Genomic DNA, 2,682 nt, shown 5'->3' with positions numbered 1-2,682 from the left:
CGCCCGAGGCGGCACCGGAACCCGAGGCTGTGCCGGCCAAGGCCCCCGCCGCCACGGTGGCCAACCCGCCCCCGCGCGGCGCTGCCACACCGGCGGCCGAGGCCACGCCCTTGCCTGTCGATCCGCCCCGTCCCGCCCCGAGTGACGCGGCCGACCAGACCATGCCCAAGGTACCGGCCGCCGCCTTGGCCGCCATCCCTGCCGATCCGGCCGATACCGACTCGCAAGCGCCGCCGCGCCTGATGCACCTGCTGAGCCACATCCCCCAGCCCGAGCGCCAGTTGCGCGCCCGCGCCGCAGAGATCGCCCCCCTGCTGGACCGCATGCAGGCCCTGCGCGACCGCCTCTCGCCACGGTGATCGCCCCGATGCGCCGACAAAACGCCAATTCGGCCTTGCGGCGCGGGGCGGATTTAGTATGTAACGCAGCAAGTCGGGCTATGGCGCAGCTTGGTAGCGCGTCCGTCTGGGGGACGGAAGGTCGCAGGTTCGAATCCTGCTAGCCCGACCAACAAGACCGCCCGTCGGCGCATGCGCGCGGCGGGCGGTTTTGCATCCGACCACGACCCTTGGGAAAGGAACGGCATGACAGCAGGCTTTGCAAGCGGCGTCCTGGCCGACCACCAGATCAGGGCGATGATCGCCGAGGGGCGCATCGAGGCCGCCGCACCCATCCTCAACGACCAGGTGCAGCCGGCCTCGCTCGATCTGCGGCTGGGCGACACGGCCTACCGGGTAAGGGCCTCGTTCCTGGCCGGAAAGGACCGCACGGTGATGCAGCGGCTGGACGAGCTGACCATGCACCGCATCACGCTGACCGGCGGGGCGGTGCTGGAAAAGGGCTGTGTCTATGTGATTCCGTTGATGGAGCGCCTGAGGCTGCCCGCAGGCATGACCGCCGCCGCCAGCGCCAAAAGCTCCACCGGGCGGCTCGACCTGATGACCCGGATCATCACCGACTCGGGCGTGGAGTTCGACCGCGTCCCCGAGGGCTATGACGGCCCGCTTTATGCCGAGATCTGCCCCCAGAGCTTTTCTGTGCTGGCCCAGCCGGGCCAATCGCTCAACCAGATCATCTTCCGGCAGGGGCACACCTTCCTGAGCGACGACGCCCTGCGCGCGGTGCACTCACGGACGCCCATCGTCACGGGCGACCCGGTCATTTCCGAGGGGCTGGGGTTCTCGGTGGACCTGCGGCCCGGAAAGGGCGATCTGGTGGGCTATCGCGCCAAGCGGCACAGCGGGTTGGTGGACCTTGCCCGGGTCGACCACCACGATCCGGCAGATTACTGGGAAGAGGTGCGCACCGCACAGGGCCGCATCATCCTCGACCCGGGGGCCTTCTACATCCTGGTCAGCCGCGAAGCGATCAGCATCCCCCCCGATTACGCCGCGGAAATGGCCCCCTACTTGGCCATGGTGGGCGAGTTTCGGGTGCACTACGCAGGCTTTTTCGATCCGGGCTTCGGCTGGGACGGCGCCGGGGGGGCCGGATCGCGCGGGGTGCTGGAGGTGCGTTGCCACGAGGCGCCCTTCGTGCTGGAACACGGCCAGATCGTCGGGCGGCTGGTCTACGAGCGCATGTCCGAGCGCCCCGCCGCTCTCTACGGCCAGGCGATCAAGTCGAACTACCAGGGCCAGGGGCTGAAACTGTCCAAACACTTCCGCGCCGCATCCACCGCGCCGCGGCCCTGAGGCACGCCGTCCGCCGGGGCGTGGTCCGGCCGGTGATGCGGCGGACCCGCGCGCCGGACGAGGCCGGTTCGATCTGGTGCGGGTGGAGGGACTTGAACCCCCACGCCTTGCGGCGCTTGGACCTAAACCAAGTGCGTCTACCAATTCCGCCACACCCGCACGCGGCCCGTCAGCCCGCGTCCGGACCAGATAGCAAAGCCGGGCCGGGGATGCGAGGGCAAAACGCGCATCGGCCGCAGGCGAAGCCGCGCCGGGAGGCCCCTACAGCGCCCGCAAGACACCAGGCACTTGCTCGGGCAGGTCTTCGGCGATCAGGCCCGGGCCGAAGGACAGGGCGCATTCGGTATGCAGCCAGGCGGCGGTTTCCGCGGCCTGTTGCGGGGGAAGACCCCGCGCCAGCAGCCCAGCGATGATCCCCGCCAGCACATCGCCCGCCCCGGCCGTCGCCAACCAAGGCGCGGCACGGTCATAGGCGCTAGAGTTGAGGGCACAGCGGCCATCGGGGCCGGCGATCACCGTGTCCGGCCCCTTGAAAAGGACGGTGCAGCCGGCGCGGCTGGCCGCGTCGCGGGCCGCGTCGACCTTTGAACAGGCCGGGCCCGTGGTTGCGGGGACGGCCAGTTTTTCGGCGATATCCGGGAACAGGCGGGCGAGTTCCCCCGCGTGCGGCGTCAGAACGCATCTGTCATGCAAAAGGGCGAACAGCGCGGGATCGCCCGCCAGAAGCGTCAGCGCATCCGCGTCCAGCACTGTCGGACGCCCGCATTGCAAAGCGGCCCGCACCAACGCCGCCCTGTCCTCGCGCAGCCCCAGCGCAGGGCCAAGGCAGAGCGCGTTGATGCGGCCGTCCTCAAGGATCTTGTCCAGCGCGGCCGCATCGCGCACCCGGTTCAGCATGATCGCCGTGAGCTGCGCCGCTGCCTCCTGCTGGGCCGCCGGCGGCACGCCCAACGTGACCAGCCCCGCGCCGACCCGCAGCGCCCCACGG

General features: G+C 70.3%; 2 protein-coding genes, 2 tRNA genes and 1 pseudogene. 3 read left to right on the top strand and 2 right to left on the bottom strand.

The features are described 5' to 3' along the window. The 3 genes and pseudogenes from ACH107_RS31945 to ACH107_RS31935 all read left to right on the top strand — a co-directional run. A pseudogene (locus tag ACH107_RS31945) lies at positions 1-359 on the top strand (MerR family transcriptional regulator); the annotation flags it as partial. A 74-nt stretch (positions 360-433) separates the two neighbouring features. Beyond that, positions 434-510 (top strand) — tRNA-Pro (locus tag ACH107_RS31940). A 74-nt stretch (positions 511-584) separates the two neighbouring features. After that, the gene (locus tag ACH107_RS31935; RefSeq protein WP_310691613.1) at positions 585-1,694 is read left to right on the top strand and encodes a 2'-deoxycytidine 5'-triphosphate deaminase; all 1,110 of its coding nucleotides are present in this window, start codon (positions 585-587) and stop codon (positions 1,692-1,694) included. Positions 1,695-1,768: 74 nt separating this feature from the next. Here the strand turns inward: ACH107_RS31935 and ACH107_RS31930 are convergent. Continuing rightward, positions 1,769-1,853: transfer RNA gene (locus tag ACH107_RS31930), tRNA-Leu, on the bottom strand. 102 nt (positions 1,854-1,955) lie between these two features. Beyond that, the coding region (locus ACH107_RS31925; protein ID WP_412509652.1) for an NAD(P)H-hydrate dehydratase at positions 1,956-2,682 on the bottom strand (727 nt) is incomplete at its 5' end.

It is taken from the genome of Roseovarius halophilus (ex Wu et al. 2025) (genome assembly GCF_047086965.1).
The sequence above is the reverse complement of the archived record's forward strand: the minus strand, read 5'-3'. Positions and strand labels throughout refer to the sequence as shown.

Excerpts from the sequence above, each read along its gene's own strand:
- ACH107_RS31935 (WP_310691613.1), top strand. The coding sequence starts at position 585 with ATGACAGCAGGCTTTGCAAGCGGCGTCCTGGCCGACCACCAGATCAGG.